Source organism: Pirellulimonas nuda, assembly GCF_007750855.1.
Classification (GTDB): domain Bacteria; phylum Planctomycetota; class Planctomycetia; order Pirellulales; family Lacipirellulaceae; genus Pirellulimonas; species Pirellulimonas nuda.
Genome location: NZ_CP036291.1, coordinates 2076107 through 2101830 on the forward strand (window position 1 = coordinate 2076107; position 25724 = coordinate 2101830).

The 25724-nt window shown below is 62.4% G+C and carries 21 protein-coding genes; 5 read left to right on the top strand and 16 right to left on the bottom strand.

What is annotated here, in order from left to right; all coding sequences use genetic code 11:
* Window positions 1-70 precede the first annotated feature (70 nt).
* The 7 genes from Pla175_RS08685 to Pla175_RS08710 all read right to left on the bottom strand — a co-directional run bounded on the left by Pla175_RS08685 (window position 71) and on the right by Pla175_RS08710 (window position 6956).
* Entirely contained in the window at window positions 71-481 is a 411-nt protein-coding gene (locus tag Pla175_RS08685) for a hypothetical protein (protein ID WP_145283228.1), read from the bottom strand.
* A gap of 52 nt (window positions 482-533) precedes the next feature.
* Window positions 534-1058 (bottom strand): hypothetical protein, encoded by a 525-nt coding sequence (locus Pla175_RS25895; protein ID WP_197527353.1) that lies wholly within the window; start codon window positions 1056-1058, stop codon window positions 534-536.
* A 509-nt stretch (window positions 1059-1567) separates the two neighbouring features.
* Window positions 1568-1855, bottom strand: coding sequence for a helix-turn-helix transcriptional regulator (locus Pla175_RS08690; protein ID WP_145283231.1), 288 nt, complete (start codon window positions 1853-1855; stop codon window positions 1568-1570).
* Window positions 1856-2218: 363 nt separating this feature from the next.
* The gene (locus tag Pla175_RS08695; RefSeq protein WP_145283233.1) at window positions 2219-3991 is read right to left on the bottom strand and encodes a hypothetical protein; all 1773 of its coding nucleotides are present in this window, start codon (window positions 3989-3991) and stop codon (window positions 2219-2221) included.
* Between the two features lie 660 nt (window positions 3992-4651).
* Window positions 4652-5062: a hypothetical protein gene (locus tag Pla175_RS08700; RefSeq protein ID WP_145283235.1), complete on the bottom strand. Its 411-nt coding sequence runs from the start codon at window positions 5060-5062 to the stop codon at window positions 4652-4654.
* Between the two features lie 944 nt (window positions 5063-6006).
* The gene (locus Pla175_RS08705; protein WP_145283237.1) at window positions 6007-6450 is read right to left on the bottom strand and encodes an ASCH domain-containing protein; all 444 of its coding nucleotides are present in this window, start codon (window positions 6448-6450) and stop codon (window positions 6007-6009) included.
* Window positions 6450-6956 carry a hypothetical protein gene (locus Pla175_RS08710; protein WP_145283240.1) on the bottom strand — a complete coding sequence of 169 codons (507 nt, stop codon included), beginning with the start codon at window positions 6954-6956 and terminating at the stop codon, window positions 6450-6452. Before Pla175_RS08710 ends, Pla175_RS08705 begins: the two co-directional genes overlap by 1 nt.
* On the opposite strand from Pla175_RS08710, the gene Pla175_RS08715 reads away from it, so the two are divergent.
* Window positions 6955-7164: a hypothetical protein gene (locus Pla175_RS08715; protein WP_145283242.1), complete on the top strand. Its 210-nt coding sequence runs from the start codon at window positions 6955-6957 to the stop codon at window positions 7162-7164. The two genes, Pla175_RS08710 and Pla175_RS08715, sit on opposite strands and share 2 nt — an antisense overlap.
* Window positions 7165-7300: 136 nt before the next feature.
* Here Pla175_RS08715 and Pla175_RS08720 read toward each other — a convergent pair whose 3' ends face one another.
* The 6 genes from Pla175_RS08720 to Pla175_RS08745 form a co-directional block, all read right to left on the bottom strand.
* Window positions 7301-7822, bottom strand: coding sequence for a hypothetical protein (locus tag Pla175_RS08720; protein WP_145283244.1), 522 nt, complete (start codon window positions 7820-7822; stop codon window positions 7301-7303).
* Between the two features lie 80 nt (window positions 7823-7902).
* Window positions 7903-8442 (bottom strand): hypothetical protein, encoded by a 540-nt coding sequence (locus tag Pla175_RS08725; RefSeq protein WP_145283246.1) that lies wholly within the window; start codon window positions 8440-8442, stop codon window positions 7903-7905.
* 56 nt (window positions 8443-8498) lie between these two features.
* Window positions 8499-9191 (bottom strand): class II glutamine amidotransferase, encoded by a 693-nt coding sequence (locus Pla175_RS08730; protein WP_145283248.1) that lies wholly within the window; start codon window positions 9189-9191, stop codon window positions 8499-8501.
* Between the two features lie 90 nt (window positions 9192-9281).
* Window positions 9282-10112: an amidoligase family protein gene (locus Pla175_RS08735; protein ID WP_145283251.1), complete on the bottom strand. Its 831-nt coding sequence runs from the start codon at window positions 10110-10112 to the stop codon at window positions 9282-9284.
* 275 nt (window positions 10113-10387) lie between these two features.
* Window positions 10388-11761: an ATP-binding cassette domain-containing protein gene (locus Pla175_RS08740; protein ID WP_145283253.1), complete on the bottom strand. Its 1374-nt coding sequence runs from the start codon at window positions 11759-11761 to the stop codon at window positions 10388-10390.
* A gap of 180 nt (window positions 11762-11941) precedes the next feature.
* Window positions 11942-12655 carry a ParB N-terminal domain-containing protein gene (locus Pla175_RS08745; protein WP_145283256.1) on the bottom strand — a complete coding sequence of 238 codons (714 nt, stop codon included), beginning with the start codon at window positions 12653-12655 and terminating at the stop codon, window positions 11942-11944.
* A gap of 325 nt (window positions 12656-12980) precedes the next feature.
* Here Pla175_RS08745 and Pla175_RS08750 point away from each other — a divergent pair, with 325 nt between their 5' ends.
* Window positions 12981-14006, top strand: a complete 1026-nt coding sequence (locus Pla175_RS08750) for a restriction endonuclease (protein ID WP_197527354.1) — start codon at window positions 12981-12983, stop codon at window positions 14004-14006.
* Between the two features lie 517 nt (window positions 14007-14523).
* Window positions 14524-15762: an ISL3 family transposase gene (locus tag Pla175_RS08755; RefSeq protein ID WP_145283262.1), complete on the top strand. Its 1239-nt coding sequence runs from the start codon at window positions 14524-14526 to the stop codon at window positions 15760-15762.
* A gap of 58 nt (window positions 15763-15820) precedes the next feature.
* Here the strand turns inward: Pla175_RS08755 and Pla175_RS08760 are convergent, their stop codons facing one another.
* Genes Pla175_RS08760 through Pla175_RS08770 form a run of 3 tightly spaced genes read right to left on the bottom strand, consistent with a single transcriptional unit; the run spans window position 15821 to window position 20197 of the window.
* Window positions 15821-17197: a hypothetical protein gene (locus Pla175_RS08760; protein ID WP_197527355.1), complete on the bottom strand. Its 1377-nt coding sequence runs from the start codon at window positions 17195-17197 to the stop codon at window positions 15821-15823.
* Window positions 17190-17831 (bottom strand): hypothetical protein, encoded by a 642-nt coding sequence (locus tag Pla175_RS08765; RefSeq protein ID WP_145283264.1) that lies wholly within the window; start codon window positions 17829-17831, stop codon window positions 17190-17192. The genes Pla175_RS08760 and Pla175_RS08765 overlap by 8 nt, the downstream gene beginning before the upstream one ends.
* Window positions 17819-20197 carry an AAA family ATPase gene (locus Pla175_RS08770; protein ID WP_197527356.1) on the bottom strand — a complete coding sequence of 793 codons (2379 nt, stop codon included), beginning with the start codon at window positions 20195-20197 and terminating at the stop codon, window positions 17819-17821. Before Pla175_RS08770 ends, Pla175_RS08765 begins: the two co-directional genes overlap by 13 nt.
* Window positions 20198-21141: 944 nt before the next feature.
* On the opposite strand from Pla175_RS08770, the gene drmD reads away from it, so the two are divergent.
* Window positions 21142-24291, top strand: a complete 3150-nt coding sequence (drmD, locus tag Pla175_RS08775) for a DISARM system SNF2-like helicase DrmD (RefSeq protein WP_145283269.1) — start codon at window positions 21142-21144, stop codon at window positions 24289-24291.
* 15 nt (window positions 24292-24306) lie between these two features.
* Window positions 24307-25713: a protein kinase domain-containing protein gene (locus tag Pla175_RS08780; RefSeq protein WP_145283271.1), complete on the top strand. Its 1407-nt coding sequence runs from the start codon at window positions 24307-24309 to the stop codon at window positions 25711-25713.
* Window positions 25714-25724: the final 11 nt, after the last annotated feature.

Here is a 25724-nt window from a genome sequence, read left to right on the forward strand (position 1 = left end):
CCGCACCGCGGGGCCGCCCCTGCCAGGAGGCGACCACCGCGAGCGCGGCAAAGGTTGATCTCGGCGCACTCTAAGGCGCCGTGGTGGACGGCGAAAGCTCCGGGGGGTGTGCCCCCGCCGACGGTGAGCCGGCCGCGCAGCTCGGCTGCGAAGCGGCCTCAGAAGCGGCGACATGAATGCGGGCAAGGTTTTGCGCCTTCGTCAGGCGGTCCCGTCCGGTGTCGATCAGCAAGCCACGACGAACCAAGGCAAGCCGAGCCGGACGGACGGTCGAACCGTCGATGCCCAGGGCCGCGCAGATTTCTTGGTCAGTCGCCCCCGCGGCGCCGCAGTCGCGGACGTGAGCCAGGATGCTCCCGCGGATCGAACGGGCACGCGGCACGATCGCCTTCGCCGCTGCGGCGCTGTTGGCGCTGCGGGGCGGCGGCGGCGCCTCGAAGAGCGGGAGAGTTTCGGAAGCAGGCGAGTAGTAGTCGGACATGGGTGATCCCTCGGATTGTTGGGCGGGGAAGCAAAGCACGCCGGTCGGCGTGCTACGGGGGGTGCGTGTCGCACGCCTGTTCAATGCCGCTAGTGGCCTTCGCCGCGCGTAGCTCGTCCACCAGACTCGTGGACTTCTCCCGCCACTCGGCGGCGTTCTTTTCGCGAAGCCTTTTGTTCTCGACCCGCCGGCGCTCTATGCGATCCACTTCGGCGGCGCGTCGAACTACGCTCGCCTGGCGGGCCTGCGCATCGCGGTAGTCGGCCGACGGTGGGGGCCATCCCAATTCGGGGTCATCGTCACGCTTGGCGCGGCGGACACGGTGGTAGAGCCTCACATGATCGTAAGGCGCCCACTCAGTGCGTCGGAGGCTCCAAACGGCAATGAGACGACGCACGCACCTAGGAGAGGCGCCAGCGGCCCGTGCGGCGGCGATGGCGCCCGCGGCGTCGTCAACGCCAACGCGAAAAAGTTCCTCCTCCACCTTCGGCCAGTCGTCTGGCTGGTCGCTGGGGGTAGGGGGAGGAAGGTTCTGTTCTGAACTTAAACTAAGGACCTCATCCTTACTATGAATCACGTTTCGTGATTCAGGTCGCGCGTTTCGTGATTCAGGTCGCGCGTTTCGTGATTCAGGTCCCAGTGCTTCTGACGACGGCAAACCGATGCCAGCTACCGCGGCCCAGTCCACTCGGAGAATATTCGTGTCGCGGCCTCGGCCGCTGCGAGTGGCCCTCCGATGAACCCTCACCAGCCCCATGAGTTCCGCATCGCGGCGGGCTACGTTCAGGCTGTTTCGGTTTAGCTCGGTCTCCGCGGTCATGCGAGCAATGCCCGCAAAGCAGCCGTCGCCGCGCGAGTCGAGTCGGTGGATCGCCTTGAGCAGGGTGCGAACATTCCGCCAGCGAACGCGAGACAGGCCGGTGCGGGAATGATCGATAGCGTCCAGTAGCGCGTATCGCTCGGCGCGACTCGCGTCAAAAGCGAGCATGTACTGGTCCGAGCCGTTTGCTCGGCGCCACCGCGACTTGCTATGATGAGGCATCGATTCCTCGCTCAGTGAGCTCCCCAGCTCGTTCGTCGAATCGTCTACGGGCGCCCTCCGGGGCGCCCGTACTTTTGCGCGGTGAGCGTCTCCCATTCGGGCCGCGCAGGTGCGCCGGCGCGGAGCCAGTTCTCTACCTCGTCACGACGCCAACGGACCTTGCTCCCGAGCCGCAGGGGTCTAGGTACGAGGCCGGCTTGATCCATGCGTCGAATTTCGCGAGTCGAGCACCGCAGCTCGATTGCGAAGTCGTCGGCATCAAGTAGCGAGGCTCGCGAGCGCTCGGCCACGCCGCGTAGCTCGGCAATCAGCTCTTCGAGGGCCGTCGCCATAGCGGTAAAAGGCTGGACGGTCATTGCTCGCCCACCTGCTTCTGCTTCCTAATCCGCTTTGGCAGAGTCACTTTGACACCCAATTCGGACAGATTTTCCTTCGCGCGAGCAGCCGCGGAAAAGTTGTCCGATTCCCACGCGTGGATCAGCGCGGAGAAAATCGCAACTATGCGTACCGCTCTGTCGCGGTCAGGATCGGTCGCAGGTATCGTCATTTGGAGTTGGCCTCATCGATGGGTCGATGAAGTCAGCTCCGCGTTGCGGGACCGTTGCGTGGATGAGAGCGGAATTGCCTAGAAATCTAGGGCAAACCGACTGTTGGAGTTGCGTTCTGCGTTGCGTTGCTTTTTGCAACGGCTATGATCAGTCCCAGTCCATCTTTCTGGGATCGCCGGATTCGTCGTAAGCGACCACGTCGGCGGGGCCTCGATAACCTCGGCGACGAGACCTCTTTTCGCCGCGTGCCATTGCCGCCGCGGCCTGGAACGTGCGATTGCGGCTCAAAGTCGATGGCGAGAATCCGACCTCTCGAGCAATCTCTGCGGCCGACCGGTCGGGGTTGTCTCGCAATGTCAACAACGCCGCGGCATGTTTCTCGCGATTGGTGAGTTTGGTCCGGCCAGGGATATCGGCTGTTGAGGAAGCCGACCCGTCGTCGGTAGGCGAGCCTTGACCTGCTTCGTCGTCTGGACCGATCAACGCCGAGTGTCGAATTTGAGTCCCGCCGGGCCGCGTTGCCGCCAGGAGTTTGTTAGCCGCTGTTGCTTCTTTCAAGAGCGCGACCCGGGCGTACTCTAGATCAATCGTCGGCCGTTCTGCGATGTCGACAAGAAAACCGGGGAGCATCGTCTGCAATTGTCGCGGGTTTAGTTCCTGCCAATCGGCAACCGGTAGGTAGCTGCGGGGCAAGGGATCGTAGTCCGGGCTTCCCAAGTGCGAGTAGTCGATCACGCGTTCCAAATAGAGCTTGCCCAGTTCGAGCGAAGCGCTGACGAAGCTGACGCCGTGGCAGTCGAACAGGGTGCACGGCCCTGCAGAGGCACGAGCAAGTGCTTCGGCCTGGTCGGACCTTTTGCGCAGCAGCGCATCAAGTTCGGAGGTCACAGACCGCAATCGACCGGCGATGCCGACCAATTCTCCACAGACTCCGCCGCGTGCGGTCAGATCGTCTGCGATGGGATCGATACCTGTCTGGGGATGGTGGTGTTTCGCCCTTCTCTGAACGAGCAGGGCGGCAGCCACCACGTCGAGCCCAAGCGACGCTAGTTCGCCTGCCTTGACCTCTGCCACATCTCGCGACGCACTGTCGCTCACCAATCGCGAAACTTCGCTGAAAGACCGATTCGCGATTGAATTAGGCAGAACAGTCGGGGCCGCACGCGATAGCTCTTTTTCAATCTGGACGCGGGCTTGAACGGGATCGACCTCGGGAAGCGACGCAACTGACGCCGGATGTTTCTCGTGATTGGTGAGTTTGGCCCCGTCCAGGTTTGCGGCAGGTAACTCTTTGGATCCTGACTCGCCGCCAACTTTGACTGTCGGCGGCATCGGGCCCACACCGGAGAAGAGGTCCGCTTGCGAACGGCGCCCTCGAATCCACTTGAGCGTATAGTCCATCTCCAGCGATAACCGCTTCTCGAATCGAATTAGGTCCATTGTGTTCCACTCTTGCTTCCACACTTCTATTTCCGCCCGATACTCTGGGTGGGACAGTAGCTGGATTGTCGTGAGGTCGCGGAGTTGGAGGGTGGGCATGAGAGACAAGGCGCAAGACGAGTGGCCCGCTGCAAACTCGTGGGCGGAACTACTGAGATACTGGCCGTCCGCGAAAGCATCGAAAGGTGGTAAGCCTGCACAAGCCAGTTCAATTGCGCCAAGAACGTGCTCGTTCAATGCCGATGTGGTAAGGTCTATTTCACGCCGATACGCACTCTTGGCCCTTTGGAATGACTTCAGGTGGCCGTTTGCGTCGGAAGTAGCCAGCCAGGACGGTGGGTAACCGACACAATGGAAGGCATCAGCAAAGAGTTCCTCCTGCGTTTCGACCGAACCATAAGCCGAAAGTCTAGCTTCCAGCAGGTCTTCTTCAGTGACCTGCTCGATGGCGGCGAATTCGATTTGCACTCGATAGTTCATGGCTCCACCCTTGCAGCTTGGAGGCGACCCCGATTGAGTCGAGCGTCGCAAACGCGGCAAGGCAGCGTCGTTTGCCCTCCGCAACTTGGGCATCGCCGCTTCCGCTGCTTCGAAGTTGGATACAACCCACGTTGCGTATAGAGCCGCACCGTCCGACGATCGAGGCCCAAGGCCCGCCCAACGGCTGTAGCGTTCCAGCCGTCTTGAACGAGCACGAGAATGCGGCGGACTGTTTCTACAGGTAGAGGCCGGCCGCTATTTGCGTTGCCCATAAGATTCACCATCTTGGTCGAGGAGAGCCGGCGGCTCGGCGTCGGGGGATGGTGAACCCTCAGACGCCGAGCAACCGAACACGGATTGCAAGCCCGCTACTCTCTGCGTCAAATCTTGCAAATCTCCCCTCGCATGGTCAAGGCGGGATCTGCTCGCCGGGCCCCTGTCCCTTCAGAATCATCCCGTTTCTAGGCGTGAATGCGGTAATGCAACTGCTTCCCACGATTGGAGCCCGGGCCGACGCGCCTGAACGCTTAACCGATGCTGCGCGCTTTAGCCGTAGTTTCGCGACGCCATAGCGTTGAGAAGTCGAACTGAAGCCCGAGAGCCACGCAGTACCGAATCTGAGTTAGCTGAATCGAAAGGCGTCCGCCATTCCGAAAGACATCATTCTCCGCCGCGTCGAGTGACGCTAACGATCAGCGTTCGATTCGGCATGGTCGCGGATACGCCCGAGAGTTTCAGATTGCCGACCACGAGGGGCTCGAATGTTCCTGAGCGGGTATTCGCAGCCCTGTGGTTCGACAACCATTCACCTAGCTTGTCGTCGGGAATCCCCAGCAGGTCTTGCAAGATCACGATCGCGACCGCCATCGATGAGAGATCAGTTTCGTCGCCAAGAGTCACTAGCACCCGAACTGCATCTACGTCCGAGGGCCGGCCTTCGACGATGAGCGAGCAATTGCAGCTTTTGTGAGTGGCAGAGTAGCTGATCGAGTCGCCACGATCGGGGAAGTGTTGGATCGAAGTCGTCGTGAAGTCCTTCTCATCACCCCATCGTTCCAGCAGGTCGTGCATCGCCCTTCCAATACCGGGAGTTAGGCGTGGGGGCTTTGGTTGTGGCCGAGATGCGGCAGGTTTTCTTTGCGACTGGAGCCGAGCAAGCGACGCTCGGAGCCCTTCGTTCGCCGCCTTCTGTCCCTTCAGCTCGCGCTGCGTAGAGGCGTGCTCCGCAGTAAGCCGCTTGAGGCTGGCATCTAGCTCCGTGAGCTTCGCTGTTTGAGTCGCGTCGGCATTCGCCGAGGATTCAATTCTGGGCGAAGAGCCACAGCCAGCGAGAATGAGCGAAAGTCCAGCTATCGCTAGGTTACGGGGCATCGTGGTTGCTCCCTGGGAATGGAAAGCTCCGAGTATGATCGCCAGGCATCCTGCCGGCGAGCACGAGTTTCCGGCAGGCCCGTGCCAAGGATTAGGGGCGGGTCGACACCTGTCACGGGACGCCGCCTAAGACCTCTGGTCGGTCGCCGCAGCGTCATCCGAAGGCCCCCCCCGGGCCCGATTCCGCAGCACAGCCTGCACACGGTTTATCCGCATTTGCCCGTCAGAACCCCGGGGCAGATATGAGCCGGCGCCCCGGCCCGCAGCGACGGCGGCGGAGACGACGGAGAACTTGGTGGGTAAGTATGTTTTGCAGCGCATGTCGGATTCTACAGGGAAAAACCCACCTCGTGCGCAACTTACTTACCCAGCTCAACCACCTCGACGTGAGAAAAAACCCCTCGATCGCGAACGGAGTCGCCCCCAGGGGGGGGCCCCGGAAGGACCCCAAGAGGGGGGGGAGGGGGTGGGGAGGCCCCCCAGCGCTCGCCAGGGCGCGTTGGCCGCGATGCGGCTAGCGAGGCGATGCTTACTCGCCCAACGACAACGGGCAGCGCCAGCAACGCTCAGCAAGACCTGGCAACGCCCGGCTTACTTTGCCTGACTGATCGGGCAGCGCATAGGCAAATGGCCCCGCCCCGTCGCTACGCTGCCGCCGCGGCCAGAACGCCCACCGGCAGGTCCCAGAGGCTCAGACGCCCCGGCACCCGGACGGCCGCGAGCGGCCGCACCTGATCCAGCTCCCAGCACCAGGGGCCAGTCGCAAACAGGTCCGGGGCCGTCGGAAACAATTCGGCGTCCGTGCTCGCCAACTCCCGGCACCCCACCAGGTCGGCAATTCCCAGCACGCAACCGCGAACCGCGGCGACCTGCTCCTCGGTGGCCAGGCTCCCCGGTGCGTACCGCTCCAGCCACGCGACCGCCTCGGCGTCCCGTCTGCGGGTCCGGCCGGCATGGATCACCAGCGCCCCCCGGTAGTGCGTCTGCCAGGTGCGATTCTCTACCCGCTTCTGGCCGTAGACGATCGCCCACGCCCAGTAGGCGTCGATCGTTAACGCCTTGATTGTGCCCGGTCCGTGGCTAGGCATCAGAAGCCCTCGTTGGTGGTCGATTCGTTCGCGTTTCTAGGGTCGCAGACGGCGCGCTCTATTTGATCGAAGGCCGTGCCAAGGAACGCGTCGGCAGCCGGACGCGGCACGTAGTCGTCCCACAGCAGCTCGAAGATCTGCTCCGTGCTCCAGCCCCGCACCTCGGGCGTCGCCTCGCGAAGCTCGCGGCCGATCAGGTCGTAGCAGGGGACCGACGTGAAGTCACGCCCATCGCGCTCGACCCGCTGGCGGACGTGGCGCCATCCAACACGCCAGAACGCGGCGCTCCCAGCGACGCAGCGCCGCACGCTCCGCAGATAGATCTCCCAGGCGTTACGCCGCAGGTCCTCGGTCCATTGGCGGGCCTCGATCGCCTGCCGCCGCAGCTCGCGGGCCAGGTCGCGGACCTCGCGGACGCTCACCCCCAGCCGCCGGGCCTCGGCCCGCAGCCATTCGTCGGCCGCTTCTGTCGCGTCGCTCACCGGTTGGTGGTATCCTGCGTGCATGACCTGCCCTCGATGTCAGAAGCCCGTTGTCTCGGCCGGTGAGCTCACCACCGACGGCAAAACCCTGGCCGTCTACCAGTGCGACGACTGCACCACGTCGTGGGAGCTGGGGGGCAAATCCTTCAAGGCCGCCCTCACCTTTGCCGTCGATGCCCAGGGCCGCTTCATCGACCCCGACACGCTAGCGCCGATCGCGTCGCTCAACTGATCTTGGCGCGTGGCTAACCGAGTTCTCCGTGCTGGGGGATCGTCGCCACCGCGCCGGCCGCGGCGAGCGTCAACTCGCCGCGGCCAACTTTTTCCGCCCGCGTCGGAACGCCCGCCGCTGGCCAAGGGTCGATCGATCAGTCGCGCCGCGGGCGTCGCAGTACCATGCCGTCCTTCTCGGCCCGCTCGAACGACTTCGGGAACACCCGCTTGAACAGGTTCAGCGAGAACTCGCAGCGGTCGGCCGGGCTCAGCCCGCGGGCGGCGCCCACCAGGTGCAGGTAGCTCACCAGGCTCAGCCTGCCCTGCAGCCGGATAGCGAAGTCCGGCGCCACGGCGCTGATCGGGACCGTCCGGCCCCGTCGGGTCAGGAATCGCCGATCCTGCAGCACCGAGTCGAGCGACGGCTCGTCCTCGCCGAAGCCGGTGCCGAACTCCAGTTCGACATTCAGCGAGTAGGCCTCGACGATCACCGCGTGCATCGCCTTGAGCGCGGCCTTCTGCTCGTCGATCGTGCCGCGAAACGGCTTGGCCCTGCGGAATGCCTTCACGGCCCGCAGCACGTCCGCGTTGAAACGGCGTCGCTCGTTTATCACGTCCTCCACGCCGAGCGGCTCGTGGTCCTGGTCGTCGCTCGGGTTGTAGTCGTACTCGTTCATCGTCTGGTTCTCCGTGCTGGGGAAAGGTTGCCCGCGGCGGTACGCCCGCCGCGGGCGGAAAAAGATCGTCGATCGTCGCGCTACTGGCCGAGCTTGGTGCGGGCCATCTTCCAGGCCCGCATCTGCCCGGAGTGGCCGCCGTTCTTTCGCATCCAGACGGCGTAGTCGCGGAGCGTCCGGCCGAGCGACATGCTGTAGGCGTTCGGGTGCGGGTGGTTGTTCAGCTCTTCGCCGTTCTGCTCGATCCAGCGGGCGAACTCGTCGCGCCGCTTCGCTTCGCGCTGGCGCCGCAGGTTGTACTTGGCGACCTCGACCGCGCGCTGGGCCCGCTGGTCGCCCTTGACCTGGCCGACACGTTCGACGCAGTCGCAGCCCACCTTGAACTCTTTGCCGTCGCTGCTGACGCAGTGGCAGACGTGGGCGATCCCCTGCCCGCAATAGTCGCAGCTGCTCATGGGCTGGCCCGGCGCCCCGACGATCAGCTCAATCTCTTCGCCGTTGGGGGCGTAGGTGGTCACCTTCTGCGGGCCGACCTCGTGCGAGTAGCCGACGTAGCGGAACGGCGCCTTGCCGAGGCCGGCGGCCTCGAACGGGTGGACCTGGTGGGTGGTGGCGTTCATCGTCTTGGTCTCCGTGGTGGGGATAGGAAAAGTCGGTCGGTCGGTCGGTCGGTCGCTCAGGCGGTCACGTCCACGGCGCCCAGGTCGAGCCCGCGGGTCGCGATCTTGCCGTCGCGGATCCGGTACTCGAGTGCCCGCTCGTCGCGGATCTTGCGGACGCCGGGCAGCCCGCCCGGCAGGCTGGCGAGGTACGTTCCCTCGCGGGTCGATCCGGTGTGCAGCGGCTGCGTCCCCGATCGCAGGACGACCATCCGCAGCGGGTTGCGCCACAGCGCCATCGTCGCCAGCGGGGCGCCCCCGCAGAGCTTGGCGGCCTTCGCGACGCGCTGGAGCATCGTCCCGTCGAGCTCCTCGACCAGCAGCGCCAGCGTCTCGCTGTCGCACTGCGTGGTGGGCGAAAGCATGTAGCCCTCGTTCAGCTCCTCGTGCTGGTGGATCACGCCGTTGTGGACCAGCCAGCCCCCGTCGCAGGCAAACGGGTGGTTGTTCAGGTTGTTGCTGGGCGAGCCGTGGGTGGCGTAGCGGCAATGGCCGATCAGCATCCGGGCGTCGTGGGCCATCGCCAGGCAGCCGATGTAGTCGCTGATCTTCCCGGTCCGCTTGAACATCTTGAGCCGGCCGCGGGCGTCGACCCAGGCGAAGCCGAAGGCGTGGGGCCCGCGTCGCTGGGTGACCTCGGCGATCCGCGCCAGCCGGTCGATGTTGAAGGTCTGGCCGGGGGTCGCGACGAATCCGAATAGTCCGCACATGATGAACTCCGTGGTGGGTGGTGAAGCGTGGAAGGAAACCGCCGGTCGGGCGGACCCGCCCCCAGCGTGGGGGCGGGTCGTCGGCCGCGATCAGCTCGCGGCGTCGTACTTCTTCGCGAGCCGCATCAGCTCGGCCTTGACCTGCTTGGCGCCGGGGGCGGGGGTGCAGTCCAGGTCGCCGTAGACCCGCTTGGCGCGGCCCTTGGTCCAGCCCAGGTGGTAGAACAGCCGGTTCAGCTCCGTCTGGCCTTCGCCGCCCCGCTTGATCGGGCTCGTCTCGACCGTCGGCTTCGCGATCCACTTCACCTTGCGGGTCTCGATCGCCCGCTCAACCAGGCCCAGGGCCATCCGCAGGTAGCCGACGACCTTCACCTCGTTGAGCGTTCCGGCGAACGCCCGGAACTCGACGGCTGGGCGGCGTCCGCTGTGGACGTTGGTCAGGTTCAGCACGCGGTAGCGATCGCTCGGGAGGACGCGGCGGGCGACGATCTCGGTCACGCTACGGATGCCGCGACAGTAGCTGCCCCGCTCGCGCTTCTTGGTGCCGGTCGAAGCGTAGATGGCCCGCTCGAAGTTGGAGACCATCGTCGTGAGCCGATCGAGGTTGACCGGGCTGGTCGTGAAGCCGCCGACGTGGATGTGCAGGCCGCAGGACTCGTTGACGCGGGCGCCGCGACGCTTCAGCTCGGCGAGCACCGTCAGCACCTGCTGGAGGCCGTCGACGCCCTTGAGGACGGGCGAGACGAACTCGACGCCGACCCGATTGCCGCGGGCGTAGATCGACCCGTCGCCTTCGGCCGTCCAGCCCTGGGGGAGCCACTCGACTTGCAGGCCGCGGTGGTAGCCGCCGCGGATCGCGCCGTACTCGGCGGGCATGGTCGTCTCGAACTCGATGCCGAAAGTGAGGTCGTTGGCCGTCATCGTGGTCTCCGTGCCGGGGTGTTCAGTCGTTCGCGAACGTCAATCGCGATGGACTGACTATCGATGACCAAACAACCCGCGCGAGGAGGCATTTCGGGTCGAGCCGGCTAGAGCCAAACCGATCGAGACGCGGTCGGCTCAGGCCCGCTAGAGCCGGCCGAGGGGGGAGAATCCCGAAGATTTCCGAGAATAGTCGGGCGGCTCTAGCCGGCCAGCGCCGTTGCAGCGTGGATCAGCGCCGCGGCTAGGTGGAACAGCGCCGCGGCAAGCGCGGGTCAGCCCGCCGCCGCGCGGAATCCGACGCGGCGCCCAGCCCGTACGCGTTCGACCTCGCCCGTGGCCGTCAATCGACGCAGCGCCGACGCGGCCTGGCGCCGATCGATCCCCGCCCGTCGGGCGATCGCCGCGTCGCCCATCAGCCCGTCGGGCTTCAGCGCCGCCAGAACAGTTGCGGCCGTGGCGTCTGCAAAGATCCGCGGCCGATCGGCGAGGATCGCCTCGGCCTGGTCGCGAGGCATCGGGGGCCCAACGTACTCGAAGCCTCCCGTGAGCCGTTCCATCGAGCAGCCCGTGATCTTGCTCTTCACGCCCGGCGGCGTCACACGGCCGAACCTCGCAACCCGCCACAACGGGCTCGCCGCGCGGTAGTGGATCATCCCCGGGTGACTGGTGGTGCCGGCGGCGATCCCGCCGAGCCCCGTCCACAGCGACGCGCAGCACTCGCTGATCCGGTTGCCGATGCCGATCCCCTGGTAGTCGGGCAGCACTACCGTGCGGTGCTCGCGCATGTCCCCCGACCGCCGGTTACGCGTCATCCGGTGGACCCACGCGCTGAACGCTACCGGCTCGTCGCCCCAGAACGCAGCGAAGCAAACCGCGGCCCCCATCAGGCGCGTGTCGAGATAGTGATGCCTGCGAAAGAGCACCCAGGCCGAAGGGTGGACGCGAGCGACACGCAGCTCGATCGCTGGATGGCCCCCTGACCACGGTCGCTGAAGACGCCCCCTTGCCAGTTGCTGGCTGCTCATGTCCAGCACCCAGTCGGGCGCCAGCCAGTCGAGCACGTCGTAGTGACAGGTGACGGCGACAAACTGCTTGGTCGGGCCGAAGCGGTCTTTGCGGACGCTTCTGGCGATCGCCGCCGAGCCGACCTTCGCCACGGTGCGGTCGACCACCGAAGTAAACTCGTCGAACGCCAACAGCCCTCCGCCAGCATCGGACTCGCCGCTGGCGAGCAACGCGCGGGCCAGGTCGCAGCGGAACTTCTCGCCCCCCGACAGAACCGCGTACGGCTTCACCCAACTCGGCGGGCTGCTGAAGCCCACCGCGGTGAGCGTCTGCGTGAGCATCTTGATCGGTACGCCGGGGAATGAGTCGATCACCGCCTTGCCGGAGGGCCAGTCGTGCCCCTCCACGAAGCGGTCGCCATACGCCTGCCGAGCGACCGTGCTTTTTCCCGAGCCGCTGGGGCCGACGATCACGCCGATCCGCCAGGGCCGGCCGTCGATCAGCTCGTCGCTGGCCGGCAGCTCGACGCTGTAGCTGACGCGGGCGGTCTTCTCGACCTTCAGGTCGAACATCCCACGCACCTGGTCCACGGCAAACCCGCTCGGGACCCGGCAGGTCGCCTCTACATCGAACTGCGGCATCGCTCCGCGGGGGCTAGGGATGGCGCGGCTGACGCTGCGGGGGCAGCGCGGCAAAGCCGCGGGGGCTGGAGACTACGGGGACGCGCGGCCGCGATGCAGTGGCGTGGTTCTCCGGGGTCCGCGTTCCGCCGTGGCGGACATCCCCAGCCCCCGCTGCGAAGCAGCGCCTCCCCCAGCCCCCTAAATGGTCAACAGCTTGCAGGTCCGTCCGTCCTTGCACAGCCGCTCGTACAGCTCGCGCTGCTGCTTCTCGTCCTCGCATTCAACGATCACCTGGAACGCCTCGGGGACGCGGGCCTCGGCGTGTTTCTTCTCGTCCTCGGCCAGCAGCCCGTCGCCCATCATGTCGGCCAACAGCAGGTCGTCGAACACGCCCGGCATCTCCTCGGTCGCCTCGGCTTCGACCTCCAGCAAGAAGCTCGCCAGGTCGTCCGTGAAAGCACCCTGCATCCGCTGGTTGTTGGCTGCTACGTTGGCGGCCCGCTGTTTGGCCCGCGACCATTCGACGATCCGCACGGCGAACCGGTTGCCCCCGAGCGTCAGCGAAGCGGATCCGTCTGCCGCGTGCTCCAGCCGGGGCTCGTCGCCGTATTCTGCCCTGAGCTGCTCGATCCGTTGGTGCCCGGCCACCAGCTCGCCGGTGGTGCGGTTGAAGGTGATCCCGCTAAGGTCGCCAAACCGTCGGAGGCTCGCTCGCAGGGCACGTTTTGCCTCGTCGCTGATCTTCCGCGGGTTGGCGGCGTCTGGGTGCAGATCGTTCAGCACGGCGGGCAAGCCGGCGCCGCTGACAGCGGATCCGGACTTGGATGCCTTGGCCCGGGAGCGTGGTTTGACGGCGGCGGGCTTCTTGGCCGGTTGCGAACCCGGCTTCTTCGCAGAAGGCTTCTTGTTCATGGCGGCTATCCTGGCCGACTAGGCGTCCATTTTTCTGGTGAGCGCGTCAGGACTACCAGTCCTCCAATCCTGACCGGTGGGCGATCGTCCGGGCGCGGACGCTCTGGGCACAGTTGTTTCTAAGCTGATTGCGAGCTGGGACTCGTCCGGATGACCGCGACCTGCAACAGGACTACCTCGCTCGCTGCGGGGTTGGTAGTCCTGTTGTTGGCGATAGGGTGTTGCCACGATTGCACCCTCGCTAGGCCTTGGCCAGGCGCATCCGGAACACTCTACTTTGGTCGTTCGCCTTTCTCTGGGACGACCACTTATGAGCGCAAATTCCATGAGCGTATCACCGATCTGGATGGTCCGCGCCGGCAAGGGCGCGGAGAGCGTCGACGACTTTATCGAGGGAAGCTTCGTGGCGATCGACTGCTGCACCAGCGAGATCGGTCCGATTGACGCTTCGACCGAGAAGAGTGACATCCAGCAGCGGCTCGCCCACCTGCGGCCCAGCGACAACCAAGCGAAGATCGGAGTGTGGGCGTCGCAGATCAAGCGGTTCCTCGGCGAGGTCGCGATCGGAGACGCCGTCACCACCTACGATCCGAATCAGCGCATCTATTTCCTGGGACAGATCACGTCGGATGCCAGCCCGCGTCCAAACGACGGGAGTAGCAGCCGAGCGGTGCGTTGGGAGGCTAAGATTCCGCGTGACAGGCTGTCGCCTAGCACGCGGAACACGCTGGGCGCCATCAGCACCCTGTTTCTCATCCAGGACGACGCGGCGGAAGACATGCGCCGGAATGCTATCCCGATTGGAGACCCCTCCCCTGCTGGACCGGCCACGGATTCTGGCGCCACGTCGAGTTCTCAAGCAGACGCCGAAGTCGAGGTGCTCGAGGATATGGCGACCAGATCACGTGAGTTCTTGGAAGATAGAATTGCCAAGCTCACGTGGGAGCAAATGCAGGAACTTGCCGCGGAGATACTGCGTGCGATGGGATATCGGGCCCGTATCTCGCCTAAGGGAGCTGACCGGGGCGTAGACATCTTTGCATCTCCCGACGGTCTCGGCCTGGAAGAGCCGCGGATCTTTGTTGAGGTGAAGCACCGCCCAGGCACTTCTATCTCTGCCGACCAAGTACGGTCATTCGTCGGGGGCCGACAAGCGGGGGATCGTTGTCTCTACGTGAGCACCGGAGGTTTCACCAAAGACGCTCGGTACGAAGCAGAGCGGTCGAGCATCCCACTCACGCTGGTAGCTTTGCCTGAGCTTCGCGAGCTGCTGACGGAACACTACCACAGATTCTCTCCCGCCGGTTCTGCGTTGATTCCTTTGCACAGGCTGTACTGGCCGGCGTTCTAGGGTCTGGTTCCGATCGCAAGTCAGATTCGTTGAAGGATCAGCTGTCGGGCAAGTTGCCGAACGCTCCTGCTGCACGGCGCTCTTCCCAGCTCCGGTATGGATCACCCGCGTGGGGAAGCTTCCGTTCTTGACCATCAGCCGCCGACCCGCTCTTTCCCGCCGGCATTCGTGGGCCGCGACGAGTGCCGGCACCTCTACAACAATGGTTACCTGCCGCATCCGTCACGCCTCCTCGCGGATAGGCTCGCCGTGCCTAACTGCTCTCGGCACGTGACCACTTCTGGGTCTAGCGCTGGATCTGCTGGACGGCCCGCGACGACTCCGCTAACCTTCTCCTGGTGACTGGCCGTGACCCCGTCGGGTCGCTGAAATCGTGGTAGACATCAGCAGGACAGGCCGCCTTTTTGCCATTCAGGAACACGAGTAATGACGGGCCCGGTAAAACTGGTCCATCCGGGTTTCATGTGGGTAGACTACGAATTTCCCTTGGAAAGGAGAGCCCAAGCGAGACACGGATTTGTACCAGCACCTGCTGGGCCTGGAGTCGCCCCGCCTCGGCGGACGTTCCGCTTGGAGGGTGGCCGAGGTGCGGCTGGATGTTGGGGCGGAGACGATCGAGGTGGTGGCGGAGCACCCGGAGGGGACGCCCGCCGCGGCGGGCTGCCCGGAGTGCGGGCTGTCGCTGGCCTGCTACGACCATGCGCCCCCGCGTAAGTGGCGCCACCTGGACAGCTGCCAGTTCAAGACCTACCTGATCGCGTCGATCCCGCGGGTTCAGTGCCCGGAGCACGGCGTCCGCCAAGTGGGCGTGCCGTGGGCCGAGGGGTCGAGCCGGTTCACGCTGCTGTTCGAGCGGCTGGCGATCGACGTGCTGCTGGCGACGCAGACGGTCAAGGGCGCGATGGGGCTGCTGCGGACCAATTGGGATCAGACCTGGAACATCGTGCAGCGCGCGGTGGCGCGGGGGAAGTCGCGGAAGGTCGATGGGCCGCTGCCGCGGATCGGCATCGACGAGAAGGCGTTCTCCAAGGGGCAGCGTTACCTCACGCTGCTGTACGACCTCGACCACAGCACGGTGGAGGCGATCTCCGATAGCAACGACACTGAGGCAGGGATCGACTGCTTTTCGCAGCTTTCTGAGGGCCAAATCGCCTCGGTCGAGGCGGTGGCGATGGACATGAGCGCCGCCTACGTCAAAGCGGCCAAGGCGGTAATCCCGCTGGCCGACCAGAAGATCGTCCACGACCGGTTCCACGTGATGCAGCTGGCGACGACCGCGGTCGATCAGGTGCGTCGCGGTGAGCACCGCCTGCTGGGGAGGGGGGAGACGAGCCCGCTGACCAAGACGCGTTACCTGTGGCTCACCAGCCTAGAGAACCTCAATGAAAAGCAGCGCGGACTACTCGACGAGGTCTGTGAGCAGAACCTCCAGACCGGCAAGGCGTGGGCCTACAAGGAGATGCTACGCGACCTGTGGCATCACGCAGACGCCGCTTCGGCGACCGACTACTTCAAGGACTGGTACAAGCGGGTCATCCACACCAAGCTCGCGCCGATCAAGAAGGTCGCCCGCACCATCAAGCAACGGCTGGCCAACGTGATGAGCTACTGCACCCACGGCATCACCAACGCCGTGGCCGAAGGCGTCAACAGCAAGATCATGGCCATCAAGCGCCGCGTCGGCGGCTACCGCAACAAGCAACACTTCAAAACCGCCATCTTCTTCTACTGCGGCGGGCTCAACCTGTACCCATGAAGAACCCGGATGGACCATTTCTCTCACGTGATGGAATCTGCCATTCTGTCGGCGGCGTTCAACTACTTGGCGTGGATTGATCCTGTTTTACCAAAACTCCTGGAATCCCCATTTCGCGCAGAAGGTCACCGAAGTGGCTGGTGATACCCACATCACCAATCAACCGCACGCCAATTCCCATTCCGCTGATATCTCCAACCAGTTTTCGCAGCCCCTCCAAGCCCTCTTCCACAATATATTCCACCCAAGTGTTTGCCTCACCTTCTGAGATCACATTCGGCGCGCTGGAAATGCCTCCTACATGCAGTTGAAGCACCCAGACAACGTTGCCGTCGTGAGCCCACTCAATACGGACAGGGCCACAACTCTTAGTCAAGATTTCCAGAATAGCCTCAACATCGTCCTGTATGTTCTTCGGTAGGGCCTCAGGGGGTTTCTGGCCCAACATGAACCCGACGCCATCGCCCTTCACGCCCTCCACGACTAGACTCCCCTGACTCGTGACACCTGCTGCGCCAGCGAACGCCGACTCGACTCCCTCTTGGCTCAGCAGTGACGCGCAGCTTTCCGCGGTTCCACTACGAACCATGCCCGCCCATGTCTCGAACGGATCCGTCCAGCCGAATGTTGTTGGCAATTGTCCCGGACTCTGGATGCTCGGAGCAGTTCGCTGCCAATGCTCGCAAGTCCCGGTAGTTTCGCCAAAAACGAAGGGCGCGACCTGCCTCGACATAACGACGGTTCTAGGAACATGCACGCCGCACGAATATGCAATTAAAAGACCGAAGACTTTGTCTCCGAGGAACTGACTGAAACGGTTAGGCCACTGCGGATGAAATTGGCTCGTCAGTTCCGGTGCGTCTTCCACCTCCCAAATCACGGTATGATCGTGACGATGTCCCCGGCGAATTGGATGAATGCTGAACTCGATTCGCTTCTTGGCAGCATCTTCTAGTCCCGGTGCAAACCCGTAAACGGTTTGAAGGAGACGATTTCCCAAGTCAAATGACAACCTGCAGGTCCCAGGCTTCTCGACACATCGCGGAGTGTCACCGGGAGCAAACTCCATCGTGTGCCCCATGGACACTCCGGAGACGCCCCCATCGTTCACATCGATTGTCTCGTTAACGATCACGAACCAGCCGGACTGCGACAAACGGCTCACGTCTGAGATAACCTTCTCTTGTGACCGCAGTCCGTAAAGGAACTCCCCTCCCTTCGTTTGCCCTGGTCGGAAAGAGCGAATATTCAAACTGTTCTCAGGGCTTCGTTCCATGAGTAGCCGAACCGCAGAAGGCAAATCGACATCTATGCTATCGGCGTCTCTGATTCGGCAAAATCGCAGGTCTGGCTTCTGCCCGGGTGCAAAGCTTACAAACTGCGCGACGTTAGCGTGATCGGCCAGCCTGTTGAGAACGGCATCTTTCTCAAGCATCACCATCTCCGATGAACGATGTCTCAGAGAGTTCTGCGAGTTTGCGAATCACGACATCAACAAACTCTGTGTCCACCCCGATACCGTTAATCTCGGCTCTCCCCTCTCTGGCAAGTGTAAGCCCCTGTTCGATGGTCAAGTCATTGCTTGACTGGTTCTTCGCTGGAATGCCTAACAAGTTGGTCACAAGGAACTCATATACGCAACCGCTGCTCAGGTGCCATCCGTCTAGAAAGATGGCTCTCGCCGCAAACCGTTCGATCACGAGACTCCAAAAGTGCCGATAGTCGCTCTGCGTCCACATCTTGACATAAAACTCAGACGGATCGATGAAAGCCTCACTGCTCCGCCTTCTGAACTCCTCGATGCGTACCTTGGCATCGCGGGTGTTTGGGGCGATCACATGCTCCCGTAGTTCGGAGCTATACTCTTTGCTGTCTCTCTCCTGATGTATTCCGTTCCGCTTGTACCACTGAACGAATCTTGGACCACCAGTGACCGGCGTTGCAATATAGACGCACTTGTGCCCATTTAGAACGCAGCTTAGTGCTTCAATCGCAACTCTAAACTCGTCGTGCCGCGTCGAGGGGGGACGGAATAGCGACTCAAGTCCTTGAATGCTTACGTCTTCCATTTTTGATTGTCCTTCATTGCTTCCTCTACAAATTGAAGGGCAACCTTTACTGGCTGAAAGGCTGGCTGACCGGCAAGGATCTTGACCAATTGTGCCAGCCCTTCGGGGCATTTCCCGTCTACGCCAGTAATCGCCACGTCGTAAGTCTCGCAAGCGTCTCGCAGCACTTCACTAATCGTCTCGCAGATCGACCGCTTGAGATGTTCTCGCGTGCTATCATTTTCACAAAGCAGACCAGCTAAGTCGATAAACTCAAGGAATGGTTGCTTTACTGTCGAATGCCCCTTGTCAGCGTTCTCTTGCTTTGTGTAGACCTTGAAGCGGGACCGATAACTCCCAATTGTGACCGCCGAAGAGAACATCCTCTGTTCGTTCTTTGTGGCTTCTAACACCTCGCTCTTCAGCACGTACCGACGTCCTTTGTGATCTCGCAATTCCACTCTAGCAGCAGAGTTCCTGATCAACTCGCAGAGTTCGCCGTAAGCGCCGAGAGCACAAGCGTTAGCCACGTCAGTCAAGTCGCTATGTGTAATCTCAACCTGAGCCGGGTCGCCCCCGCCAGTCGGGGCTGACTCAAGCACTTCTGCATCTAACTTACCGAGTTCGTCCTTCAGTTCGCTGGCAAGAATCTTCGATCTTGCTTCAGAGTTTGGAAGACTGACGAGGAACTGCTTGTCAATTCTTCCAATGCGTATTGCTGCCGGGTCGAGACGTTCCCAGTAGTTTGTGGCGAGAATGAAAATACTCCGCTGACGTGAACGGAGTAGCTTCAACTTCGGGAGCATTCCGGGGGTCATTACCTGGAACATATCGCCCTGTTCGAGGTAAAGAGCCGAATCGCGATCCAAGATAAGGCGATCAATCTCATCAAAGAGAATGACGGTATCCTCTTGCTCGGACAAAGCGGTAAATATTTCCCTTGCCCGCAACTCCACCTCTGATTCGCCACTGGCGACAAAGTCACTTGGAGTAATCTCACAGAATTTCCAGCCTAGAGTTGCTGCGAGGTCTTCCGCTATGGAGGTTTTCCCTGTTCCTGGTGGGCCAAACAGGACCATTGAGAAACCTTGCCTGCCTCTGACGCCGGGATGTCTGCATTCAACAAGCAGCTTGGCCACGTCTTTATAGAGTTTCGTATCTGGCGGCTGTGGGTCCTTCTTCGATGCTTCGTTGTTCCAGTATTCGGTAAGAGGGAGGGAGGCATGCTCTTCCTTTCGCTTCAACGGATGCGAAGTCAGCCGCGCTGCTGATAGGGCGCGTCTTGCAAGATGCGTTTGCAGCATCTCTTTGTAATGAAGCAAGTACACTGCGACCTGACTTGTTTCCCAAATGTGAATTGAGCCGGGTTGTTGCACATGTTCAGAATGCCACCCAGTGAACCTGTGAGGCGTATCGAATTCGTCCTTGAATTCGCCGTGAGTGGATCGGCTCACAATCCACTCGTAGTATCGCTTGAAGACACTGATGTGTTGAGAGAAATATTCTTCTCCAGAATGCTCGAGCAGCCAGCAGGTTCTGAACAGCGAATTAACGATCTCGACACTCAGAGGCAGAAGCGCGAAGCCTCGATTGTTCGTCAACACAGGTGCGAGTGGACGCCAGTACGGATTTACTTCTTGGCGCTGGTGCAAGACTTCAAAAACTTTGCGGACTAAGTCTGGATCATGATTCCTTCCGTTGAAACTCTCGGCCTCGCAACACAGATATCCTTCGAGGGAGAACGCCAGTTCCGCTGCATCGAATGGTGCATCTCTAATTGATGCAAGAGCAAGATGATCCAGGAGTCGCGAACGAAACCATATCCCTGCTGCGCTTATGTCCGCTTGGCTTAGGGTCGCGGCCTTTTGGAACGAGTTCTTCAATTGATCATCCTGCGTTCCGTCGCGGTAGATGTTCGTGGCCATCTTAAAGAGATGGATTGCTCGGAGTGCCGGAAACGCATGCACTGATGCCTTGCCTTCATCAGTTGGAATGTCGAGAAGTTGTGGCTGAATTTGGTTGAGGTATTTGATGCGACGAGTCGCGACCGCGACCCATTCGCCGAGACTGGCCACGAAGTGCTTTTCGTTAAATGCCGCAACGGACTCTGTGAAGTCATCCGCGTGTTGGAGAACACCGCCGACTACTGCTGTCAACCAGGCAAGTGTGAATGGATTCTTTTTCCCGAACGATGATCTATCTAGCTGCGCTTCGGTGACATTCGCCAGCGATGTTAATTGTTTGTCAACAGCCGTCTTTAGGTTGTTGTTTAATGTGTCTGACTCAGTGCTTGGGATTGGCAGCCGTTGGACACTTGACGAACCTGCTGGAGCGATGGTCCGCAGCGAAACAACTCCAAGTTGCGTACACAATGCAAATAGAACCATGCTTTGCGTGCTTACCGAAGCTGACAGTGGAGGAACTACGTTTGCGCTCTGAACGAGTTCGTAAGGCCAGCCTGAAGCCGTGCGGCACGCCACAAGAGACCGCCACACGGTCCCCAGGAGTTCGTCGATCTCCTTGAGTTTTCGCCGGTCAACACGGTATTCAGTTTGGAAGTACGCGCTCGGAGCGGAATCCATCAATTGCCCTGCCTTCATTTGCCACACCGGGGGGGGAGTGGTGTTGGATCGTCGGTTTCTTCGATTCTAGCGACTTCGGTTTCCGCAGGACAGGACGCGGGCGGCCAGTATTCGGACGGCTGTCGAGCACTTCAGGAAGCACTCCCGATGCAGCCGAGTTTCTACGCGATGCGGAGGTGCGTCTTGCACATAATCCCCTGCGCGCACCGCCGCCGACCGGATGGGGCTCCAGCAACTAAGCTTCCGGTGGTACGGACACTGGCCGGCGCTGACCGCATCGCGTCAGGCCCAGGCTCTACCCACGCAGGACGCTGCTGACTCGCCTAGCTTCTGGGGGAATTTCTGGAAGGGACTCGGGATCGGTTTCGTAGGCGGGTTCATCGCCACTTTCCGACCATTCAAACGGGATTAAGCTGGCGGCCCAGGCGTTCTGCTTGAAGGGCTGAGGTCCATTGGGGCTCAGCTGTGCCGAGCCGCTTGAAGTTGTCTGGTAATGACATCGGGCAGTGGCCGCAAACCAGGCAACTGATGGCCAAGTCGGCTTGGAGCCGCACTGTCCCGCCATCTGGCGACCTATTGTCTGAACGCGATGCAAATGTCCTAATGGCTCGAATGCGCCGCCAAGCCCCGCTATACTCGGCACGCTCTCGCAACGCAGCGCGTCGGGCCGCGTGCCCGTATGATCTGCTCCCGGCGGAGTGCGATTGGGTGGTTCGCTCGGACCGCTCGGCACTGGATGGCAGCTATCGATGGCGACCGCTACCGCGACTCTCCCCGAGCAGGGGCAACTTGTGCAGCTCCGCTCGCGCCAGTGGGTGGTCAATCAGATCGGGCAGAGCACGCTCCCGCCTAGCGGGCTGTCGGCGGCGCAGAACGCCCAGCACCTGCTGACGCTCTCTTCCGTGGAAGATGACGCAATTGGGGAAGAGTTGCAGGTGGTATGGGAGATCGAGCCCGGGGCGCGGGTGATCGAGCGATTCGCGTTACCGGACGCCAGCGGCTTCGACTCACCGGCAAGGCTCGACGCGTTTCTCGACGCAGTCCGCTGGGGCGCCGCTTCCACGGCCGACGTGCGGAACATCCAGGCGCCGTTCCGCAGCGGGATCGAGATCGAAGACTACCAGCTCGATCCCGTGGTCCGCGCCATCCAGATGCCCCGCGTTAACCTGCTGATCGCAGACGACGTGGGCCTCGGCAAGACCATCGAGGCGGGGCTGGTGGCGCTTGAGCTCATCATCCGGCACCGGGCGCGGCGGATGCTGGTGGTTTGTCCCTCGGCGCTGCAGGTGCAATGGCGTGACCAGATGCGTGACAAGTTCGGCCTCGAGTTCCGCATCGTCGACTCGGCGATGATGCGCGAGCTCCGCCGCCGCCGCGGGATCCACGCCAACCCGTGGAGCCATTTCCCGCGGCTGATCACCAGCATCGACTTCCTCAAACGCGAGCGGCCGCTGCGGCAGTTCCGCGAGACGCTGCCGGCGCCGGGCGAGCCGGTCTACCCGCGGAAGTACGACCTGCTAATCGTCGACGAGGCCCACAACTGCGCCCCGTCGGGGGCGGGCAAGTACGCCACCGACTCGCTCCGCACCCAAGCGCTACGCGAGCTGACCCCCCACTTCGAGCACAAGCTGTTCCTCACCGCGACGCCGCACAACGGCTACCGCGAGAGCTTCTGCGCGTTGCTAGAGCTGCTCGACAACCAGCGGTTTTCGCGCGGCGCCGAGCCCGACCGCAAGCAGCTCGACGCGGTGATGGTCCGCCGGCTGCGGAGCGACCCGTCGTTCTCGAAAAAATGGGACGGCACGCCCCGTTTCCCGCCGCGGGTGCTCGAGCCGATCGAGGTCCCCTACACGGACGAAGAACGGGCGTGCCACGCCGCGCTGCGCGAGTACACCAAGCTCCGCTCTAGCCGGGCCGATGGCGCCGCGGAGCGGTTCGCGACGGAGTTTGTGCTCAAGACGCTGAAGAAGCGGCTCTTCTCTAGCCCCGCCGCGTTCCTGGCGACGCTCAAGCGGCACGAAGAGTCGCTCAAGACCGCCCGCCGCAAGAAGGCGGCCAAGCCCACCATTAGTGTGCTGCAACGCGAGCTCGACCGCCTGGACGAGGAGTACGGCGACGACGACGAGTTCGACCAGGCGTCTGACGACGCCCTCGACTCCGCCAGCCGGCTGTTTGCGGAGCCGACCCCCACGGAGACCGGCCTGCTTAAGCAGATGAAGGACTGGGCCGAGAAGGCGAGCGGCCAACGTGACTCGAAAGCCAAGCAGCTCATCGCCTGGCTGCACGATCTGCTCAGGCCGGGGGGCAAGTGGTCCGCCGAGCGGGTGATCCTGTTCACCGAGTACCGAGCCTCCCAGAATTGGCTGCAGCAGCAACTGGCCACGGAGGGGCTCGGGGGCGACCGGCTGATGACGATGCACGGCGGCATGGACAGCGACCGCCGCGAAGAAGTAAAGGCAGCCTTCCAAGCGTCCCCCGCGATCAGCCCCGTGCGGATCCTGCTGGCGACCGACGCCGCCTCCGAGGGGCTCGACCTGCAGAACCACTGCTCCCGGCTGGTGCACTACGAGATCCCGTGGAACCCCAATCGCATGGAGCAGCGGAACGGCCGCGTGGATCGGCACGGCCAGAAGGCCCCCAAGGTGCAGATCTACCACTTCGTCGGCGCCGGCTACCAGCAGAAAGCGGCCACGGGCGCCGTCACCACCGCCGGCGATCTCGAAGCAGACTACGAGTTCTTGATGCGGGTCGCGATGAAAATCGAGACAATCCGCGAAGACCTCGGCAAGGTCGGGCCGGTAATCGCCCAGCAGGTCGAGGAGGCCATGCTCGGCCGCCGCACCACGCTGCAGACGGAGCAGGCCGAGAGCGAGGCCCAGCCCATCCGCCGGCTGCTGCGTTTCGAGCGCGACCTGCAGAAGCAGGTCCAGGCGCTGATGGACCAGTACCGCGAGACCCGCCGCGAGCTGCGCCTCTCGCCGGAAAACATCGCCACGGTGGTGCAGACCGGGCTCGAGCTGGCCGGGCAGCCGCCCCTGGCGCCGGCGCAAACGCCCGACGGCAAGCCATGCTTTCGGCTGCCGCCGATGAAGGGGAGCTGGGCCGCCTGCTCGCAGGGGCTCGAGCACCCCCACACCCGCGACCTGCGGCCGATCACGTTCGACGAGTCGGTCAGCCGCGACCGCGACGACGTGGTCCTCGTGCACCTGAACCACCGCCTGCCGCAGATGTGCCTGCGGCTGCTCCGCGCCGAGGTATGGGCGGAGAAGGGCCGTTCGAAGCTCCAGCGCGTCACCGCCCGCGTGATCCCCAACAATCTGCTGGAAGGGCCCGCGGCGATCGCCCACGCCCGGCTGGTGGTTATCGGCGGCGACTGCCACCGCCTGCACGAAGAAGTGATCGCCGCCGGCGGGCTGATCAAGGAGGGCAAGTGGGGGGGCCGGCTCAAGGTGGGCCAACTTGAAGCCGCCCTGGCCGCCGCCGGTCCCGATGAGCCCCCAACCGCGGTTCAGGCCACGCTACTGGAGCTCTACCCCGCGCTAGCCGAACCGCTCGGCGCCGCGCTCGAGGCCCGCAAGAAGGACCGCGTCACCGGCCTCGAGAAGCGCCTGAACGAACGCGCGGACAAAGAAGCGGCCGACATCGCCGCGATCCTCACCGAGCTGAAGCGCTCCATCGAGACCGAGCTCGACGAGCCGGAGTACCAGCAGCTCGAGCTGTTCACGAGCCCCGAACGCGATCAGTTCAACCGCAACAAAGAAGCGATGCGCCAACGGGCCCGCGAGATCCCGACGGAGATCAACCGTGAGACCGCCGCGATCCGCGCCCGGTTCGCCGACCCGCAAGCAAGAATGTTCCCGGTGGCGGTCACCTTCCTGATCCCTGCGGGGCTAGCCTAAGAAAGTGGTGTATGAATGGCAAAACTAGAAAAGGACATCGTCCTGAATTGCCGTTTTCGACTCCTGGAGAAACTCGGGGCCGGAGGTTTTGGCGAAGTCTGGAAAGCCGAAGATCAATCGCTGCACCGTGAAGTGGCGATAAAGAGTCTGTTTGGCATGGCTGCTGACTCTGATGCCGTGGACGAAGCTCGCAAACTCGCAAGCGTTCAGCACGCCAATATTGTGCAGATTTACGATGTGTTCAATCATGAGGACAGGTCCATCATTGTGATGGAGTACGTCGACGGCCAGTCGTTAGCCGAAATACTGCGCCACAGCATCTCCCTTGGTCATTGGATCAGCCGGGAACAATCGCTCCGCTATCTCGCCAATCTAGCAGAGGCGGTAATACACGCTCACGCATCATCCATACTCCATCGCGACATTAAGCCGGAGAACGTGATTATCTCTCGACAGGACGAAGCAAAGCTGACTGACTTTGGAATAGCGAAGATCGAGTCGCAACAAGATGGCTTTGGGCGAACTAACAATCAAACGGTCGATGGAGCTCGGACCGGTACTTGTGAGTACATGTCTCCGGAGCAACTTAATGGCAAGCCACTGGACTATCAGTCGGATTTGTTTTCTCTTGGCATTGTTGCTTACCTGCTTTTGTCCAAGCGCCATCCGTTTTGTCATCATTCTGGGCTGTTCTCGATATCAGAGCTAATCTCCCACGGTAGGTGGCCGATCGACCGCGCTCCTCTTGGTGAAATCGCATCGGACTCAGTTGTCGACGTTGTACTGAAACTGTTGGAGTTTGACCCAAAAGATCGCCCGCAATCTGCTGCGGACTTGCTTGGTGCGATTCGCTCCTCGGAGGTAAGTGGGCTGCTTTGTCCGCATTGCGGAGCGCCAAACGTACACGTCGCTGTGTTTTGCAATCAGTGTGGAAGGTCTCTCCGGCGAGATACTTCTACAGACAATAGGGCCAGAGGGAGAGCCGCTGCGCTGACCGATGAGGGAGTAGCCGCGTCTGAAGCCGGCAATTGGGACCTTGCGGTCGCAAAGTATAAGACGGCACTCCTTGAAGACGGGACGTATGCTCGGGCACTTGGCAACCTAGGTTACGCCCTTAGTAGGTTTGGGAGGTACGACGAAGCGGTTGTCGTTTTGGATCGTGCCATAAGGCTCGAAGAGCACCCGTTATGCTACGACTACCGGGCGTTTGCTCTTAGCAAGTTGCTTCGCAATGAAGAGGCACTAAGTAGCATCGACAAAGCCATTGCGATTAGCCCACAGAACGTCAATTACATGGTGAGTCGCGCGCACATTCTTTTACTTCTCGGCCGGCGCAATGACGCAATGGGCCAGCTCAAGCAGGTGCTTGAACTTGACCCCGGCAATACGCGAGCGTCAGACCTCCGATCGCGGATCTACTAAGAAAGAGGATT

What these genes read in the sequence shown, in the direction of transcription:
- Pla175_RS08745 (WP_145283256.1), bottom strand. Translation starts at nt 12,655, where the DNA reads ATGAACAAGAAGCCTTCTGCGAAGAAGCCGGGTTCGCAACCGGCCAAG.
- Pla175_RS08690 (WP_145283231.1), bottom strand. Translation starts at nt 1,855, where the DNA reads ATGGCGACGGCCCTCGAAGAGCTGATTGCCGAGCTACGCGGCGTGGCC.
- Pla175_RS08760 (WP_197527355.1), bottom strand. Translation starts at nt 17,197, where the DNA reads ATGCTTGAGAAAGATGCCGTTCTCAACAGGCTGGCCGATCACGCTAAC.
- Pla175_RS08695 (WP_145283233.1), bottom strand. Translation starts at nt 3,991, where the DNA reads ATGAACTATCGAGTGCAAATCGAATTCGCCGCCATCGAGCAGGTCACT.
- Pla175_RS08765 (WP_145283264.1), bottom strand. Translation starts at nt 17,831, where the DNA reads ATGGAAGACGTAAGCATTCAAGGACTTGAGTCGCTATTCCGTCCCCCC.
- Pla175_RS08770 (WP_197527356.1), bottom strand. Translation starts at nt 20,197, where the DNA reads ATGGTTCTATTTGCATTGTGTACGCAACTTGGAGTTGTTTCGCTGCGG.
- Pla175_RS08685 (WP_145283228.1), bottom strand. Translation starts at nt 481, where the DNA reads ATGTCCGACTACTACTCGCCTGCTTCCGAAACTCTCCCGCTCTTCGAG.
- Pla175_RS08740 (WP_145283253.1), bottom strand. Translation starts at nt 11,761, where the DNA reads ATGCCGCAGTTCGATGTAGAGGCGACCTGCCGGGTCCCGAGCGGGTTT.
- Pla175_RS08735 (WP_145283251.1), bottom strand. Translation starts at nt 10,112, where the DNA reads ATGACGGCCAACGACCTCACTTTCGGCATCGAGTTCGAGACGACCATG.
- Pla175_RS08700 (WP_145283235.1), bottom strand. Translation starts at nt 5,062, where the DNA reads ATGCACGACCTGCTGGAACGATGGGGTGATGAGAAGGACTTCACGACG.
- Pla175_RS08725 (WP_145283246.1), bottom strand. Translation starts at nt 8,442, where the DNA reads ATGAACGCCACCACCCACCAGGTCCACCCGTTCGAGGCCGCCGGCCTC.
- Pla175_RS08705 (WP_145283237.1), bottom strand. Translation starts at nt 6,450, where the DNA reads ATGCCTAGCCACGGACCGGGCACAATCAAGGCGTTAACGATCGACGCC.
- drmD (WP_145283269.1), top strand. Translation starts at nt 21,142, where the DNA reads ATGGCGACCGCTACCGCGACTCTCCCCGAGCAGGGGCAACTTGTGCAG.
- Pla175_RS08715 (WP_145283242.1), top strand. Translation starts at nt 6,955, where the DNA reads ATGACCTGCCCTCGATGTCAGAAGCCCGTTGTCTCGGCCGGTGAGCTC.
- Pla175_RS08730 (WP_145283248.1), bottom strand. Translation starts at nt 9,191, where the DNA reads ATGTGCGGACTATTCGGATTCGTCGCGACCCCCGGCCAGACCTTCAAC.
- Pla175_RS08710 (WP_145283240.1), bottom strand. Translation starts at nt 6,956, where the DNA reads ATGCACGCAGGATACCACCAACCGGTGAGCGACGCGACAGAAGCGGCC.
- Pla175_RS08750 (WP_197527354.1), top strand. Translation starts at nt 12,981, where the DNA reads ATGAGCGTATCACCGATCTGGATGGTCCGCGCCGGCAAGGGCGCGGAG.
- Pla175_RS08720 (WP_145283244.1), bottom strand. Translation starts at nt 7,822, where the DNA reads ATGAACGAGTACGACTACAACCCGAGCGACGACCAGGACCACGAGCCG.
- Pla175_RS08780 (WP_145283271.1), top strand. Translation starts at nt 24,307, where the DNA reads ATGGCAAAACTAGAAAAGGACATCGTCCTGAATTGCCGTTTTCGACTC.